The sequence below is a fragment of the Streptomyces sp. NPDC057438 genome, from assembly GCF_042802995.1.
Classification (GTDB): Bacteria; Actinomycetota; Actinomycetes; order Streptomycetales; family Streptomycetaceae; genus Streptomyces.
This window is the reverse complement of the sequence record NZ_JBHVDD010000069.1, coordinates 14,597-29,357: the sequence shown is the minus strand read 5'-3', so window position 1 is coordinate 29,357 and position 14,761 is coordinate 14,597. Positions and strand designations below refer to the sequence as shown.

Genomic DNA, 14,761 nt, shown 5'->3' with positions numbered 1-14,761 from the left:
ACAGGAGAGGCCAGTACATGACGACCAACCCCGCCGAGCGGCTTGTCGACCTGCTCGACCTGGAGCAGATCGAGGTCAACATCTTCCGTGGGCGCAGCCCGCAGGAGTCCCTGCAGAGGGTCTTCGGCGGCCAGGTCGCCGGCCAGGCACTGGTGGCCGCAGGCCGCACCACGGAGGGCGACCGGCCGGTGCATTCGCTGCACGCGTACTTCCTGCGCCCGGGCCGGCCGGGTGTGCCCATCGTGTACCAGGTCGAGCGGGTCCGCGACGGGCGGTCGTTCACCACGCGCCGGGTCACCGCCGTGCAGCAGGGCCGCACGATCTTCAATCTGACCGCCTCCTTCCACAAGCCTGAAGAGGGGAGCTTCGAGCACCAGCTGCCGCCCGCCCGGAAGGTGCCGGACCCCGAGTCGCTGCCGACGGTGACGCAGGAGATCACCGAGCATCTGGGCGCGCTGCCGGAGCAGTTGGAGCGCATGGCCCGGCGTCAGCCCTTCGACATCCGCTATGTCGACCGGCTGCGCTGGACCACCGAGGAGGTCGAGAACGCCGAACCGCGCAGCGCGGTGTGGATGCGGGCCGTGGGGCCGCTGGGGGACGACCCGCTCGTGCACACCTGCGCGCTGACCTACGCCAGCGACATGACTCTCCTGGACGCCGTCCGGATCCCGGTCGAGCCCCTGTGGGGGCCGCGCGGCTTCGACATGGCGTCGCTGGATCACGCCATGTGGTTCCACCGGCCGTTCCGGGCGGACGAGTGGTTCCTGTACGACCAGGAGTCACCGATCGCTGTGGGCGGCCGGGGGCTGGCCCGCGGCCGCATCTACGACCTGGAGGGCCGCCTGTTGGTGTCGGTCGTCCAGGAAGGGTTGTTCCGCAAGCTCGGCGCCTGACCGGCCGGCCGACGGGGCCCGCGCCGGAGCCGGCCCAGCAGGCCCCGTAGTCCCTCGGGCGCCGTGCCCGCCGTCGGCCGCGGATCCCCCGGACGCTGCCCGGCCCTGGACGGACTCGGCCCCGGCCTCGGTGTTCCGCGCCGTGCGGTGGGGGGCGCGGGCTCTTTCCGACGCGACCGCGGCGCGAGGCGATGGGCGCGGGCCTCGGCGAGCGCCTGCAGGAGGTCGGTCCGCAGCCATGCGATCTCGTCGGGATCGTCCGCCGTCATGATCCCCACGACGATCCGCGCGGCGGGCGAGTCGGGCGGGGACTGGTCGGCCCGCGCGGGCCGGTGGCGGTTGAGGTGGGCGCGCTCGTAGGGGTCCTGGACGATCTCCGCGACCTGGATCGGATCGAGCAGGGCGGCCGGGGCCGCGGCGCGCCTCCAGGGGTCGTCGGACTGCCGCAGCAGGAATCCGAGCTGGCGCCCCCGCCAGTTCCGGGGTCGCAGGTCCAGTCCCGCTGCCAGCTGACGCCTCGCGTCCTGCGGCATGCGGCCCGTCAGCCATCGGGCGTTCTTCTCGTCCGCCGCGAACTGCCGCAGTTCGGCCGCCGGATAGAGCCAGACCACGGCCCGGTAGCGGTTGAGGGAGAACGTGACCGGCGTGAGCAGACCCAGCCGGGCGAGGCGTGTGAACCGTGAGACGGGCACGCCCAGGATCTCGGCCGCCGGGAGGGAACTCACGGCGTGGACGCGTTCTCGCAGCGTTTCCGGGAAGCCCTTGTCCGCTCGGAGCCGGTCGATTTCTTCCCGTGCGATCCGGCGGGCTCCGCCCTCGTCCTCGGCGACCGTGCGAAGGCATCCCAGGTGCACGGCGAGATCGAGTTCGCCTCGTTTCAGGCCCAGTTCGCGGGCGGCACGGCTCAGTGCGAGGGTGCGGCCGCTCGCCCGCGCCGGTGCCGGGGTCGCGTCCGGTGAACCGCGCAGGGCGGATGCGGAGTGCGTGGTGGATCGGGTGACGGTGTCTCCGGACATGATGGTTCTCCCCCGTGCGGTACGGTGCTCGCGCCGGTCTCGCGCTCGCCTCGGGAAAAACCGTAGCCCGTTTGCCGAAAGCCGTGACGGGCCTGTGGATAACTCGGCCCGCGTCGACGAGAACAGCAGGTCAGCGGTCCATCGCAGAGGAGCGTTCGGGCCGGCGGGCGTCCACGCGGAGGTGTTCGCCGACGCGGTTCACCAGCAGCGTCATCTCGTAGCCGACCTGGCCGATGTCGGCTTCCGCGGCGCTCAGCACACAGAGACAGCTGCCCGGCCCGGCCGCGATGACGAAGAGCACCGCGTCGTCGAACTCGATCATGGTCTGCCGGACGTCGCCGGCGCCGAAGTGGCGGCCCGAGCCTTTGGCGAGGCTCTGCAGTCCCGCGGAGACCGCCGCCAGGTGCTCGGAGTCCTCCCGCCGCAGCCCGGTGCTGGCCGCGGTGACGAGTCCGTCGTTGGACAGCACCAAGGCGTGCCGTACGGGTTCGACGCGCTCGGTCAGGTCGTCCAGCAGCCAACCGAGTCCCGCGTTCCGCACCATCGTCGCTACTCCCCGTGTCGTCGCTCCCCCCTGGCAAGGAGGATCCGACGATTCAGCCTTCCCCACCGCCGCCGCCGGAGCAAGCAGGACGGGGACATGGCAAGGAAGATGACCGACAAGGCATGCCGGGACTTCCGGGCGAACGGCGACAACGGGTGCTTCCCCACCCGAATCAACGGTGTCAAGGGCCGGAAACCGGCCAGGGCGCGGCGCGTTGCCGCCGGTTCAGCCCACGGAGTCGAGCAGCCGGGCGGTGTGCATCCGACCGGCGTATTCGACGAGCCGTATCAGTACTTCCTTGCCGGAGTCGCGGTCGCGGGCGTCACAGAGGACCACGGGGGTTCCCTCGTCGAGATCGAGGGCGCGCGCGACGTCGGGGACGCCGTACGAGCGGGCTCCCGAGAAGCAGTTGACGGCGACCACGAACGGGATGTGGCGGTGTTCGAAGTAGTCGACGGCCGGAAAGCAGTCCTGGAGCCGTCTGGTGTCCGCGAGGACGACGGCACCCAGCGCCCCTTGCGCCAGTTCGTCCCACAGGAACCAGAACCGGTCCTGGCCCGGTGTGCCGAACAGGTAGAGCGAGAGTCCGGACCTGATGGTGATGCGTCCGAAGTCCATGGCGACGGTGGTGGTGACCTTCTGGTCCACCCCGTCGGTGTCGTCCACCGACTGGCCCACCTCGCTCAGGAGTTCCTCGGTGCGCAGCGGTCTGATCTCGCTGACCGCACCGACCAGGGTGGTCTTGCCCACGCCGAATCCACCGGCGACGAGGATCTTCAGTGCCAGGGCGCCCGTGTCGCCCTCTGTCTCTTCGGAGTGCTCGGAGACCATCGATCACTTCTCTCGGGAGTGTCGGCCGTGGTCGACATCGGTACGGCTGTGAGGAGTCAGCATCATGGCAACAGCCATCCGTCCGTGTGGCGTTGAACCGATTTTTCATTCCACCGACCGCTTTGTGCTTGTTCGAGCCTGGTTCGTGGCGCAAGTCGGTACGGGCGCGACGCTCGTGTCCGTTCGTCTACAGCGCCCTGAGCCCCTCGATCACCTCGCGCAGGATCCGCTCGTCCGGCAGCCGCGCGGGGGGAACGGGACGGCTCACGGTGATCCGGCCCAGCTCCAGGAGGTCGCCGAGGAGGACCCGCACGACGCCGACGGGCAGGTCGGTGCCCGCGGCGAGTTCGGCGACCGACTGGTTCTCCGTGCGGCACAGCTCGACGAGCGCGCGGTGCTCGGGGCCGAGCCGGGAGTCGTCGGCGCCGGGTGCCCCGGCACAGAGCGCGACCAGTGCGATCAGGTCGAAACGGGCGCCGCTCGGGCCGGACTTGGTGCGGCCGCCCGTCATCGCGTACGGCCGGACGAGCGGCCCGGCGTCCTGGTCGTACCACCGGCTGTCCGACGGCTCCCGCGCGGAGCCCGTGCTGCCCTCGGTCATGAGCAGGGCCCGTTCCCGGCTCATCCGGCCGCGGGTGGGCGCGCGCCGGCGCGGGTGGGCGTGCGGAGGTGCTCTCCGACGCGCTTCACCAGCCGCGCCATCTCGTACGCCACCAGTCCGATGTCGGCCGTGACCGCGGTGAGGACGGCGAGACAGGAGCCGTCGCCGGCGGCTGCCACGAAGAGGAAGCCGTCGTCCATCTCCACCATGGTCTGGCGTACGCCGCCGGCGCCGAAGTGGCGGCCCGTGCCCTTGGCCAGGCTGTGGAAGCCGGAGGCGACGGCGGCCAGGTGCTCGGCGTCCGCCCGCTTGAGGTCACCGGAGGCGCCCACGGCGAGGCCGTCGTTGGACAGGACCACGGCGTGCCGCACCTCGTGCACACGCAGTACCAGGTCGTCCAGCAGCCAGTCGAGTTCGCCGGACCGCTCGGTGGCCCTGGCTCTCGGGTCCTGGATCATGCGGGGTCTCCTTCGCTGCTGTCGCTGCCCGTCGCCGGGCCTTGGGTGACGCCGAGGCCGGGTGCCCTGCCGCCGCCACGCACCCAGCCGTCGCGGTAGGCCGTCATACGGTCCCTGACGAGCTCCGGAGTGCGGGCGTCGTCGGGCGGCTCGGTGGCTGTCGGCGTGGGCTGCCCGGCGCGCTGTTCGCGGAGCTGGGGTGCGAGATGCGCCTGGCGTACGCGGCGCGGCAGTTCACCGGTGTCGTCCGGTTCCGACGTGTGGCGGTGGGACCGCAGGGCGGTGACGCCCGGCGGCTGCTCGGGCGGACCGTCCCCCGGGAACGGCCCGGCGGAGGCGACGGGCACCATGAGGGCACGCCGGTCCGCGGCCGGTTCGACGGGTTCTGGGTGCGTGGCGGCCGCCACGCGCGCGTACGCGCGTTGTTCGGACGGTGGCTGTGACTCGGCAGCGGCACGGGGGGAAGGTTCCGGCGCCCCGCTGTGGAGGAGGGTGGTGGGGAGGAGGACCACGGCAGTGGTGCCGCCGTAGGGCGAGGTCCGCAGGTGGACCTTGATGTCGTGGCGGGCGGAGAGGCGGCTCACGACGAACAGGCCGAGCCGGTCGCTGTCGAACAGGTCCAGGGCTTCGGACTGTTCGATGCGGCGATTGGCCTCGACGAGGGTCTCCTTGCCCATGCCGAGACCCCGGTCCTCGATCTCGACGGCGTACCCGTTGCCGACTGGTTCGCCGGTGATCCGCACGCGCGTGTGGGGCGGTGAGAACTGGGCGGCGTTCTCGACGAGTTCCGCCAGGAGATGGGTGAGGTCCGCCACGGCGGTGCCGGCGATCTTCGCTTCGGGGAGGCCTCGTACCTCCACGCGCGCGTAGTCCTCGATCTCGGAGACGGCGGCCCGGACCACGTTGGTCAGGGAGACGGGCAGGCGCCAGGCGCGCCCGGGCGCGGCTCCGGAGAGGATGATCAGGCTTTCCGCGTGGCGTCGCATGCGGGTGGTGAGGTGGTCGAGGCGGAAGAGGTCGCTGAGTTCGTCGGGGTCGTCGGAGCGGCGCTCCATGCTGTCGAGCAGGCTGAGTTGGCGGTGGACGAGGATCTGGCTGCGGCGGGCGAGGTTGACGAAGACACCGGAGATGCCGTCGGCGAGTTCGGCGCGCTCGACGGCGGCGTGCAGGGCAGCCCGGTGCACCGTGCCGAGGGCCTCGGCGACCTGACCGGTCTCGTCCTCCGCGGGCGGTCCGGGCGGAGCCTCGGTGTCGACGTCGATCTCCTCCCCGGCACGCAGCCGGCGCATGGCGTGCGGCAGTTTCCGGCGGGCGATCTCCAGGGCGTCGTTGCGCAGCCTCACCAGTTCGACGACCAGGCCCCGTCCGATGCGTACGGAGATGACGAGGGAGGCGGCGACGGCGGCGAGGCCGAGGAGCACCGCGGCACCCGCTGGGGTGAGCAGGGCGCGGGTGAACGGGCCGGCGGAGTCGGCGGCATCGCGTCCGGCGTCGGACTCGATACCGCGCATGTCGTCCCGCACGCGCGCGTGGGCAGGCTTCCAGGCGGTCTCGGGGGCGGCGTGGAGCGCCCGGGCTCCGGGCCCGCCGGCGAGGACCGCGTCCTCGACGGCACGCAGATCGGCGTAGGCGCCTTCACCGGCGAGTGCCTGCCAGGCGGCACGCTCGGGTCCGCGCAGGTCGGCACCGGCGGCCTCGGTCAGGGTGCGGCGGGTGTCGACGGCCCCGGTGAACAGGCGCAGCCGCTCCCGGTCGAGGGTTCCGGTCAGGTGGGCGCCGGCCAGGACCGTGTCCTCCTGTGCCAGTGCCTCGCCCGCGCGGGAGAACTCCAGCAGAACGCGCGCGTCGGAGCCGCGTTCGGCGTCCTGGATGCCGGTGAGTGCGCCGCCCACGCCGAAGGCGGTGGCGATGGTCGTGGTGTAGCGCTGGTACGTCTCGGTCCAGCCCGTACGGCGGTCGAGCACCGACGTGCGCAGCGCGCTCAGACGGTCGGCACCGGCCACGAACCCGGCCAGTCGTCCGGCCACTGCTGTCGGCAGGTCCGCGCCGTCGGCGACGGTGTGCCGGTCCCCCAGGCGCAGCGCGTCGACCGCCCGGCCGGTGTGCCGCGCCGTCGTGCGCAGTTCGCTCTCCCGCTGGGCGGAGGGCCTGGTCGCGTAGCGCACGGCTGCCACGCGCTCGGCCTGGAGCGCCGCGACGGCGTCGGCGACGGGGCCGCGTACGGAGGCGTCGACGCGCTGCGCCTGCCGGATGCGGGCGATGTCCTGGGCGGTGGTGACGGTGGCGTACGCCCACAGGGCGAGCAGGGAGACGACGGGCACCATGAGCAGGCAGACGATCTTGGCCCGGACGGTGCGGGGGCGTATGTGCCATCGTCCGGCGCGTGGGGGCGGCCCGGTCGTCGGGGCGCCGGTCTCGTCGGGGTCGAAGCGCCCGCCGGGGTCGGGACGCTCGTCGGCGGGAGGTCCGGCGTGGGCGCGGCGGCCTCGTACGGCGGGCCGGGGCGGCGTCTGGTCGCCGGCTGTCGTGGTCCTGCGGGGTGTACGCATGGCCTCCTCGATCGGGGTGGTTCGGGGGCGGGGCTCTACAGCCGCCGCGCGCGGCTAGAGGGCGGCGGCGTTCTCGACCGGCCGTTGGGCCGACGCGGACGCCTCGCGCTCCCCGGCCGTCGGTGACAGCGCGACGAACGCCGAGGTGAGGAAGAGGTAGGACCCGAGGCCGACGGCGAGGGGGAAGATGAACTGCATCGCCGTGGCCCCGGGCAGGGCCGCCCCGGACGGAGTGACCTCCACACGCACCGCCCACATCGCGGTGTAGTGCATGCTGCTCACCGCCGCCCCCATGACCAGGGACGCGACGGTGACCGCGAGGGGCGACTCGATGTTGAGCGCCGCCCAGAGGGCGGCGGTCGCGGCCACCACGGCGATCACGACGGAGAGCGCGACCAGTGGCGGGTCGTAGGTCACGGCGCCGTGCAGGCGGACGGCGGCCATGCCCAGGTAGTGCATGCTCGCGACGCCCAGGCCCGTGGTGAGCCCGCCCAGCAGGAGGGCCCGGCCCCGGTCCCGGCTGTAGCCGACCGCGAAGACTCCGCCGCAGACCACGGTCATCGCGACGAGGAGACTGAGGATGGTCAGCGGCACGTCGTAGCGGATCTCGGTGCCGCCGACGCCGAAGCCGAGCATCGCCACGAAGTGCATGGTCCAGATGCCGGTGCCGATCGCGGACGCCGCGGTGAGGAGCCAGTTGCGACGGGACCTGCCGGTGGTGGCGAGCGCGCGGACCGTGCAGCGCAGGCCGAGCGCGGCGCCGATGGAGGCCATGACATACGAGAGCGCGGGGGTAAGCCAGCCGAAGGTGGCGTGGTCCAGGTGTCCCATGGCTCCGGGACGCTAGTGGGGGCACGGGAGCACCAAGGGGGCGCATTTCGAAAGGTGCTGGAATGTGGCGCATATATGCACTGCAACGATCGCCCGTCGCCCGAACGTGCGCGTCACCTTCCGGGCCGTTCCGGTGGGAGATCATGCGGAGCATGAGTGACGACCACACACATGTACAGGAGTTCTTCTCGGCACGGGCGGCGCACTGGGACACCCGTTTCCCCGACGACGGACCCGCCTACGCGGCCGCGGTCGCCGACCTCGGCCTGCGCGCGGGCGACCGGGTGCTGGACGCGGGCTGCGGCACGGGACGCGCCCTGACACCGTTGCGCGCCGCCGTCGGACCGGACGGAGTGGTACTCGGGGCGGATCTGACGCCCGCCATGCTGGAGGCCGCCGTACGTGCGGGACGGGATCGCGAGGGGCGGTTGCTGCTGGCCGACGTGGCCGGGCTGCCACTGCGCACCGAGTCGCTGGACGCGGTGTTCGCCGCCGGTCTCGTCGCACACCTGCCCGACCCGGCCGAGAACCTGCGGGAGCTGGCGAGGGTGGTCCGGCCGGGCGGCACCCTGGCCCTCTTCCATCCCATCGGCCGGGCGGCGCTCGCGGCGCGCCAGGGGCGGCGGCTCACCCCTGAGGACCTGCGCGCCGAGGGGAACCTGCGACCGCTGCTGGCCGCCGCGGGCTGGCGCCTGACGTCGTACGCCGACGAGGACACCCGCTTCCTCGCGCTCGCCACCCGCGACGGATGAGTCACGGCTCGGGTCGCAGGAGCCCGCAGGGGCCAAAGGACGCCGGAAGGGGTCGCGAGAACCCGGCGGCCGGAGGGTGCCGACAGGGGCCGGCAGGTCCGGGAGAGCCCGTGAGGGGCCTTCCGGGGGCATCCGCGAGCCGGAACGCCCGCGTCCTGAATGCGCCGCTCGCGCGGGCGCCAACCCGTACTCCCTCTTCTGCGGCGCCGACTCCGACTCTACGTTGATGAGGACGGCTGTGAACCCGACGCGGGGGGTAGGTAGTCCGTATGTTCGAGAGTGCTCGCAAGTCCATCGGAAGATTCTTCGCCTCGTCGCGCACGGAGAACACCGCGCGGGAGTCGAAGCGCACACACAACCTGTTCGAGGCAGCCGCCGTCTACATCTCCGCTTGCGCCGACGACGACCAGGATCAGGTCGACGAGGCCGTGACCTGGGTCTCGCCCGAGGCCCTGTCGTTCGGGGTCAGCGAGCTGGCGTGCCGGGCGGTCATCGCGCTCGCGAGGGAGCGGGACGAGTCTCCGCAGACGGTCGCACGGTCGCTTCTGGGGCTGCCCGCCGCCTGACCGCGTGCGGGTCTCGGTCGATTCCGCCCTGTCCGCCCGGACACCTGCGGCTCCGTAGCTGCTCCGGCTCGTGACAAGGGCCCGCCGCGCGCATTAAGGTGCGCCGACGGACGAGCGAGAGCAATGGGAGGCCGGCATGGCCGGGACGGACGAGGACGCCGTCACCGCCGCGGACGACGACGCACTGTATGTGCTGACGGCGGTACTGCTCACGCCCGCGAACTTCCCGAGCGTGCTGGGGGACGACTATCCGGAGGCGTGCGCGGCCCTCGGTCTTGCACCGCTCGCCGACGGGTACGGGATCGTCCTGGGCCAGGACGGCGAAGGTGCCCGGTGGACGGTCGCCGTGGACGATGTGTCGCTGGTCGCCGTGGCCATCGCGTCCTGGGACTGCGGCATGGAGTACGACCTGTCACCCGACGAGCACTCGGTCGTGGCCGCGCTGCCGGGCTGGCCCCTGGCGGTGGCGGTGGCGGCCCCGGGCGTGCCGGCCCCCCACGACCCCGACCCGGAGGTCTCGGGTCTTCCGCCGCTGAGCCCGCCGGACACCGGCACATGGGGCCCCGCCCAGCGACGCCTGGGAGCCGACGAGATCGCTCTGCAGTGGTCCACGTGGCGGGAGCAGATCGACGACTCCGCGTTCACCGGGCAGGACGGCATCGCCCCGGCGGCGACGGACGGCACGGCGGAGAAGGAGGCGGAGACCGCGGCCTCCGGCCCCGGCACGGACCAGGGAATCCCTCGTACGGGCATCCGCCGCGTCCTCGCGGAGGCACGCGCGTACGTGGATTCGCCACCGCCCCTCGGGCGCGTCCGTTCCTCCTTCGCGCCGGGCGACGCCCGCACGCTCCGGGCCGACGGTCCCGGCTGGTCGATGGTGGCCAGGACCGACGACATCGCCTTCGTCCTCCTGGACGAGGAGCCCGGCGAAGTCCTGCCCGTGGGCCGGGGACCGGAACTGCCCGGTCTCCTGGAGTCCCTCGACAAGATCGCCGTACGCCCGAACTGACCGCGGAGTCCCGCCGGCCGGCGCGCCCACGCGCACCGGGCCGGCGGCGCCTCAGCGGCCGAGCTCCTTGCGGCCGACCCGTCGCAGCCTGCGCCGCTGCGAGGGGTCCAGCGCGAGGTACGCGGCCGTGGGGATCCCCAGGACTATCAGGAGATTGGCCCAGAAGGGGAAGGGCAGAAGGATCAGCAGGACGATCCCGATTGCCGCACCCCCTGCGACGATCTTCGTACTCTTCGACATCTGCGTCGCCTCCTTCGCGGCCACTGCCGCTCTCTGTCCTGAAAACGGAAACGGAGCGCCCGCGGTTCCGGACCACGACCCTGACACGTCCCTGAGTCGAACCCCCGTACATCCCTGAGATGCCCCCACCACCGTGCGGGAAAAGTGACCCACGTCACCCCTTCGCCCGGCCATCCGAGGGTCGAGGTGATGTATGATCGGCGATTCTGCCTAAGGTAGTCAAATTTGAGGAGTGCAGTATCCCTGTGCCGACGAACCTCGTGGCGCCCCCCTCCGTGATCTCCGTCCCGGCCCGCTGTCACACGGTCTTCGAGACGGCGGACCCTCCCCGCGCCGGACGGGTGTCCTTCTGGCGGGCGGACGGCTCGGCGCCGCCCCCGCTGCCGCACGGCTCCCCCGGCGAGCTGACGGTCGTCCGGCCCGGCGACGACGGCATCGAACAGGTCACGGTGCCCGCCGTGTCACTGCCGGTGCGTGCCGCGCTCCCCGTGCTCACCCGCGCGCGTGCCGCGGCGGCCGCCGGCCGGGCGACGGCGTTCTGGGGTGCGGCCTCCCTGCTGGCGCTCCAGTTCGCCGCGCGCGGACTGCTGTTGCCCGGTGTGACCGAGAGCGGCCATGACGCCTGGCGGGCGGGACCTCTGCGGGCGGAGGACCTGGACCGGGTGAGGGAACTGGCCGCCGCCATGCCACCCGAGGCACACGCGGTGCCCGTCGGCCGGGCCGAGCCACGGCGGCTGCCCGATCCGGAGCGGCTGCTGCGCGCCTTCCTCGACGCCGTCGTCGACACTCTCCCCCGCTCCCCCGCAGCCGCCATCGCGGCGGGCGGCCCCGCCTTCGCCGCGCGGGAGGCCCGGTACATCCCCGAGCAACGCGCCTGGGCCTCGGACGTCGCCGCCGGACACGACGCGGGCGTCCGTGTCTCGCTGCGCGTCGAGGTCTCCGGTCTCACCTCTGCCGAGTCCGACGATCCGGGCGATGCCGCGCCGGTGTTCCGCGCCGTCCCGCAGGTGCACAGCGTGAGCGACCCGGCGCTCGTCGCCGACGCCCGCGCCGTATGGGCCGCCGCCGGGCCCTTCGGGCCGCGCGCGCGGACGGACGCCCTGCTGGCACTGCGCCGCGCGGCCCGCGCCTGGGCGCCGCTCGCCCCGCTGCTGGCGGCAGCGGTGCCGGACGCCGTGGAACTCGTCGACGAGGAGGTCACCGAGCTGCTCGGCGAGGGCGCCCGGCTGCTGGCGGCGGCCGGCGTCGACGTGCACTGGCCGAAGCACCTGGGGCGCGACCTGACCACGCGGGCGGTCATCGGCCCACCGGACGAGGAGCGGGGCTCCGCTCGCACCGCGTCGGCCACACCGGCGTACCTGTCCTCCGACGCGCTGCTCGCCTTCGACTGGTGGTTCGCCCTCGGCGACCAGCGGCTCACCCGGCAGGAGCTGGACCTGCTCGCGGAGGCGAACCGGCCCCTGGTGCGGCTGCGCGACCAGTGGGTTCTGGTGGATCCGGAGGAGATCCGCCGCGCGCGTGCCCAGCGGGACCGCAAGGTGTCGCCCCTCGACGCGCTCGGCGCGGCACTGACGGGCTCCACGGAGGTCGACGGCCGGATGGTCGAAGCGCGGCCCACGGGGTGGCTGGCGACGCTCGGGGAACGGCTGTCGGACCCCGAGGGGCACGAGCCGGTCGGGCAGCCGTCCGGTCTGGCGGCCACACTGCGGGACTACCAGCTGCGCGGTCTCTCCTGGCTGGCCCGGACGACCTCCCTGGGCCTCGGTGGCTGTCTCGCCGACGACATGGGTCTCGGCAAGACGATCACCCTGATCGCCCTGCATCTGCACCGGCAGGCGGACCCCTCGTCGGCGGGACCCACCCTCGTGGTCTGTCCGGCCTCACTGATGGGCAACTGGCGGCGCGAGATCGAGAAGTTCGCGCCCGGTGTGCCGGTGCGCCGCTTCCACGGGTCCTCGCGCAGCCTGGACGGGCTCGGCGACGGAGAGTTCGTCCTGACCACGTACGGCACGATGCGGCTCGACGCTCCGCACCTGGCCGGCGTGCCCTGGGGCATGGTCGTGGCGGATGAGGCCCAGCACGTGAAGAACCCCGGCTCGGCCACGGCGAAGGCACTGCGCACGATCGGGGCACGCGCACGTGTGGCGCTCACCGGCACGCCGGTGGAGAACAACCTGTCCGAACTGTGGGCGATCCTCGACTGGACCACTCCGGGCCTCCTCGGCACGCTCGGCGACTTCCGCTCCCGGTACGCGGATGCCGTGGAGGGCGGCCGCGATCCCGTCGCCGCCGAGCGGCTCACCCGTCTCGTACGGCCGTTCCTGCTCCGCCGCCGCAAGTCGGACCCGGGCATCGCGCCGGAGCTCCCGCCGAAGACCGAGACGGACCTGGCCGTGTCGCTCACCAGGGAACAGGCGGGGCTGTACGAGGCGTTGGTCCGCGAGACCATGGCGGCGATCGCCCACGCCGACGGCATGGAACGTCGCGGGCTGATCATGAAGCTGCTGACCGGGCTGAAGCAGATCTGCAATCATCCCGCCCAGTACCTCAAGGAGGACAGGCCGCGCGTCCCGGGCAGATCCGGGAAGACGGAGCTGCTGGACGAACTGCTGGACACCATCCTCTCGGAGGGCACCGGGGTCCTGGTCTTCACGCAGTACGTGCGCATGGCGCGCCTTCTGGAACGTCATCTGGCGGCACGCGGCGTGCCCACGCTGTTCCTGCACGGCGGGACACCGGTCACCGTGCGCGAGTCGATGGTCGAACGGTTCCAGGCGGGCGAAGTGCCGGTCTTCCTGCTGTCGTTGAAGGCCGCGGGCACGGGTCTGAACCTGACCCGTGCAGAACACGTCGTGCACTACGACCGCTGGTGGAACCCGGCCGTCGAGGCGCAGGCCACGGACCGGGCGTACCGCATCGGCCAGACACGTCCGGTGCAGGTGCACCGGCTGATCACGGAGGGGACGATCGAGGACCGCATCGCGGACATGCTGCGGAGCAAGCGGGAGCTGGCCGACGCGGTGCTCGGCGGCGGCGACACGGCGCTCACCGAATTGTCCGACGCCGAACTGGCCGACCTGGTGGAGCTTCGAGGGGACGCACGATGACGCGATGCCGGGAACACGACGACGAGCGCACGTTCACCTTGCCCGCCCCCGCTCCCGGACGGGCTCTCGCACGGACATGGTGGGGCCGGGCCTGGTCGAAGGCGCTCGAGGACGCCGCGCTGGACGGGGCGCAGGTGAAGGCGGGGCGCAGGCTCACGCGCGCGGGGGCCGTGGGCGCGGTGTCGGTGCGTCCCGGACGGGTCACCGCCGTCGTCCGGGACCTCGACGGCACCGCTCACCGTGCCGACGTGCTGCTGCAGGAGCTGTCCGGCGATCAATGGGACCGCTTCGTGGGCATGGCGGTGGAGCGGGCCGGGCACGTCGCCGCCCTCCTCGACCGCGAGATGCCGCCGCACCTGGTCGAGGACGCCGCGACCGCCGGGGTCGAACTGCTGCCCGGCCTCGGCGATCTGGAGGCGGAGTGTGCCTGCGGTGCCTGGGACCACTGCGGTCACACCGCTGCCCTCTGCTACCAGGTGGCCCGGCTGCTGGACCGGGACCCGTTCGTCCTGCTGCTGATGCGGGGGCGCGCCGAGCGCACGCTCCTGGACGAGCTGCGGGTGCGAGGCGCCTCCCCGGTGGCGGACGGGCAGGTGACCGGGGAAGACCTTCGGGGAGGCCTGCGGGACGGGCCGGACGCCGCCGAGGCGTTCGCGGCGGGCGCGATCCTTCCGCCGTTGCCGGAGCCGCCGGCGCTGCCGGTCGGGCCGGGCCTGCCGGCCTCCCTCGACACCGAGGTCCCGCCCGCGGCCGGGGTGGACCCGGCCGCGCTGGAGTTCCTGGCGGCGCAGACGGCCCGGGAGGCCCACAGGTTGCTGGCCGAGGCCCTCCGGCCCGGTCACGAGCGGCAGCCCGCGGAGGACGAGTCGACCGTCCTTCAGGACGTGGTGCGGCTGGCCTCCGGTGATCCGGGTCCGGGTGTCACCGTGCGGCTCGTTCGGGATTCCGGGCGCAGCCGGGACGGGCTGGAACTCGCGGTGCGTGCCTGGCGGTACGGCGGCGCGGCCGGACTCGCCGTCCTGGACGAGGAATGGCACCTACCGGTGGAAGCACTCGCACGCGCGCGTGCCGCTCTGCTGGCGGCCTGGGACGACGACGAGCGCCCCGCGCTGCGGTCCGCGCACAACCGCTGGACGGTGGTCGGCGGCTCGGCCCAGCTGCGGCTCGGCCGGGACGGCCGCTGGTGGCCCTACGGCAAGGAGCGGGGGCGGTGGGCGCCCGTGGGACCGGCGGCCCACGATCCGGCGACGGCGCTGGCAGCCGTACGCGCATCCGGCGCTGTCGGGACCGACGGCTGAGGGTCCCGGGGCGGGTCGAGCGGCCCGGACGTCGTCCGCGCGCGTGCCCCGCTGTCGGCGCGCGTG

Annotated in this window: 14 protein-coding genes; 6 read left to right on the top strand and 8 right to left on the bottom strand. The window is 73.1% G+C overall.

What is annotated here, in order from left to right; all coding sequences use genetic code 11:
- Window positions 1-17: 17 nt before the first annotated feature.
- Window positions 18-893 carry an acyl-CoA thioesterase gene (locus ACFU5F_RS30035; protein WP_383893854.1) on the top strand — a complete coding sequence of 292 codons (876 nt, stop codon included), beginning with the start codon at window positions 18-20 and terminating at the stop codon, window positions 891-893.
- On the opposite strand, the gene ACFU5F_RS30030 is transcribed toward ACFU5F_RS30035, so the two are convergent.
- The 7 genes from ACFU5F_RS30030 to ACFU5F_RS30000 form a co-directional block, all read right to left on the bottom strand.
- Window positions 824-1,909: a DUF6397 family protein gene (locus ACFU5F_RS30030; protein ID WP_383893851.1), complete on the bottom strand. Its 1,086-nt coding sequence runs from the start codon at window positions 1,907-1,909 to the stop codon at window positions 824-826. The two genes, ACFU5F_RS30035 and ACFU5F_RS30030, sit on opposite strands and share 70 nt — an antisense overlap.
- Window positions 1,910-2,039: 130 nt before the next feature.
- The gene (locus ACFU5F_RS30025) at window positions 2,040-2,453 is read right to left on the bottom strand and encodes a roadblock/LC7 domain-containing protein (protein ID WP_383893847.1); all 414 of its coding nucleotides are present in this window, start codon (window positions 2,451-2,453) and stop codon (window positions 2,040-2,042) included.
- A 225-nt stretch (window positions 2,454-2,678) separates the two neighbouring features.
- On the bottom strand, window positions 2,679-3,284 hold the full coding sequence (locus tag ACFU5F_RS30020) for an ATP/GTP-binding protein (RefSeq protein WP_383893844.1): 606 nt from the start codon (window positions 3,282-3,284) through the stop codon (window positions 2,679-2,681).
- Window positions 3,285-3,471: 187 nt separating this feature from the next.
- A complete protein-coding gene (locus ACFU5F_RS30015; protein ID WP_383893908.1) occupies window positions 3,472-3,885 on the bottom strand; it encodes a DUF742 domain-containing protein in 414 nt (137 codons plus the stop codon).
- Between the two features lie 20 nt (window positions 3,886-3,905).
- Complete coding sequence (locus tag ACFU5F_RS30010) at window positions 3,906-4,343, bottom strand: roadblock/LC7 domain-containing protein (RefSeq protein ID WP_383893841.1); 438 nt, start codon at window positions 4,341-4,343, stop codon at window positions 3,906-3,908.
- Complete coding sequence (locus tag ACFU5F_RS30005; protein WP_383893838.1) at window positions 4,340-6,892, bottom strand: nitrate- and nitrite sensing domain-containing protein; 2,553 nt, start codon at window positions 6,890-6,892, stop codon at window positions 4,340-4,342. The genes ACFU5F_RS30010 and ACFU5F_RS30005 overlap by 4 nt, the downstream gene beginning before the upstream one ends.
- Before the next feature lie 54 nt (window positions 6,893-6,946).
- Entirely contained in the window at window positions 6,947-7,723 is a 777-nt protein-coding gene (locus tag ACFU5F_RS30000) for an MHYT domain-containing protein (protein ID WP_383893835.1), read from the bottom strand.
- 152 nt (window positions 7,724-7,875) lie between these two features.
- On the opposite strand from ACFU5F_RS30000, the gene ACFU5F_RS29995 reads away from it, so the two are divergent.
- From ACFU5F_RS29995 to ACFU5F_RS29985, 3 genes are all read left to right on the top strand, one after another.
- Window positions 7,876-8,475 (top strand): class I SAM-dependent methyltransferase, encoded by a 600-nt coding sequence (locus ACFU5F_RS29995; protein ID WP_383893833.1) that lies wholly within the window; start codon window positions 7,876-7,878, stop codon window positions 8,473-8,475.
- 269 nt (window positions 8,476-8,744) lie between these two features.
- Complete coding sequence (locus tag ACFU5F_RS29990; protein WP_383893831.1) at window positions 8,745-9,041, top strand: hypothetical protein; 297 nt, start codon at window positions 8,745-8,747, stop codon at window positions 9,039-9,041.
- A 136-nt stretch (window positions 9,042-9,177) separates the two neighbouring features.
- A complete protein-coding gene (locus ACFU5F_RS29985; protein WP_383893829.1) occupies window positions 9,178-10,050 on the top strand; it encodes a hypothetical protein in 873 nt (290 codons plus the stop codon).
- 51 nt (window positions 10,051-10,101) lie between these two features.
- Here ACFU5F_RS29985 and ACFU5F_RS29980 read toward each other — a convergent pair whose 3' ends face one another.
- Window positions 10,102-10,290 carry a hypothetical protein gene (locus ACFU5F_RS29980; RefSeq protein ID WP_037705135.1) on the bottom strand — a complete coding sequence of 63 codons (189 nt, stop codon included), beginning with the start codon at window positions 10,288-10,290 and terminating at the stop codon, window positions 10,102-10,104.
- A 245-nt stretch (window positions 10,291-10,535) separates the two neighbouring features.
- Here ACFU5F_RS29980 and ACFU5F_RS29975 point away from each other — a divergent pair, with 245 nt between their 5' ends.
- Together ACFU5F_RS29975 and ACFU5F_RS29970 are read left to right on the top strand one after the other, a co-directional pair.
- Complete coding sequence (locus tag ACFU5F_RS29975) at window positions 10,536-13,397, top strand: DEAD/DEAH box helicase (protein WP_383893826.1); 2,862 nt, start codon at window positions 10,536-10,538, stop codon at window positions 13,395-13,397.
- Window positions 13,394-14,695, top strand: coding sequence for an SWF or SNF family helicase (locus ACFU5F_RS29970; protein WP_383893823.1), 1,302 nt, complete (start codon window positions 13,394-13,396; stop codon window positions 14,693-14,695). Before ACFU5F_RS29975 ends, ACFU5F_RS29970 begins: the two co-directional genes overlap by 4 nt.
- The last annotated feature ends 66 nt before the right edge of the window (window positions 14,696-14,761 follow it).